The following is a 1,285-nucleotide window of genomic DNA, read 5'->3' on the forward strand; positions in this document are numbered from 1 at the left end:
TTCTGAAAGAAACGCCCGGCACAACTCAGCTCGATGATCTCCGAGCGAGTGATGCGGCCACAGCGCAACGCGAAGCTCCGCCCACGACTCCCCAATCTCGATAATCGATTCCATATTGTGGTTCTCTCGAGAAATTCCCGATTAAAGCGACACTTGTTTTCCTGACTTTTGCAACGTCGCAGAATAGACGGTTTTGCGATGCCGCCAATGTCTGCTGTTGGCGGATATTGTTGATTTAGTCGGTGGTTGATCGGTTAGTGCGGTCGTGATTCACTCTCGTTACTGCTTCGAGAGGAGAGCGCAACGATGATGGGGATGCAGTCGGAACCGGCGCAATTGTTTTACGATTTCTGCCTGGATGATCACCTCCCCGACGAACATATGCTGCGCGGCATCGATCGTTTCCTCGACTGCGGCGATATCCGCAGAGAGATGAAGCCATTTTACAGCTCAATTGGCCGGCCTTCGATTGATCCAGAGCTGATGATCCGGATACTGCTCGTTGGCTATTGCATGGGCATTCGTTCTAAGCGGCGTCTGTGCGACGAGGTCCATCTCAACCTTGCCTATCTCTGGTTCTGCAAACTCGGTCTCGACGGCAAAGTGCCTGACCACTCGACCTTCTCACGCAACCGCCATGGCCGCTTCCGCGACAGCGATCTTCTCCGTCATCTGTTTGAGACTGTCGTCAAGCGATGCATGTCAGAGGGCCTGGTGCGTGGCGAGGGCTTTGCCGTGGACGCAAGCCTGATCGCCGCCGACGCTAACAAGCAGCGCTCTGTTTCCGGTGAGGAGTGGGCCGCGCCAAACGACGAGGATGCCGCGCGTGCGGTCAGGGAATATCTGGAAAAGCTGGATGATGCCGCCTTTGGAGCGGCCTCGGAGGTGACGCCGAAGTTCATCTCTGCTGCCGATCCGGCCGCGCAATGGACCGGGGCGCACAAGGGCCATGCCTTCTTCGCCTATGCCACCAATTATCTGATCGACACCGACAATGCCGTCATCCTGGATGTCGAGGCTAGTCGTGCCATCCGCCAGGCCGAGGTCGGCGCTTCCCGCACCATGATCGAGAGGACAGAGACAAGCCTTGGGCTCAAGCCAGAATGGCTTGTGGCCGACACCGCTTATGGATCGGCCCCAAACCTTGCCTGGTTGGTAAAGGACAAGAAGATCACGCCGCACATCCCGGTCTTCGACAAGTCGAACCGCACCGATGGCACGTTCTCACGGGCCGACTTCACATTTGATGCGGATGCAAACCACTACATCTGCCCGGCGGACAAGC

At 57.0% G+C, this 1,285-nt stretch carries 1 protein-coding gene and 1 pseudogene; one reads left to right on the forward strand and one right to left on the reverse strand.

Features of this window, described 5'->3' with window-relative positions:
• Nucleotides 1-114, reverse strand: a pseudogene (locus C9413_RS34600) (N-acetyltransferase); the annotation flags it as partial.
• 192 nt (nt 115-306) lie between these two features.
• Between C9413_RS34600 and C9413_RS32195 the strand changes: the two are divergent.
• The coding region (locus C9413_RS32195) for a transposase (protein WP_170251574.1) at nt 307-1,285 on the forward strand (979 nt) is incomplete at its 3' end.

This window comes from Rhizobium sp. SEMIA 4085 (genome assembly GCF_013004495.1).
GTDB classification, from domain to species: domain Bacteria; phylum Pseudomonadota; class Alphaproteobacteria; order Rhizobiales; family Rhizobiaceae; genus Rhizobium; species Rhizobium gallicum.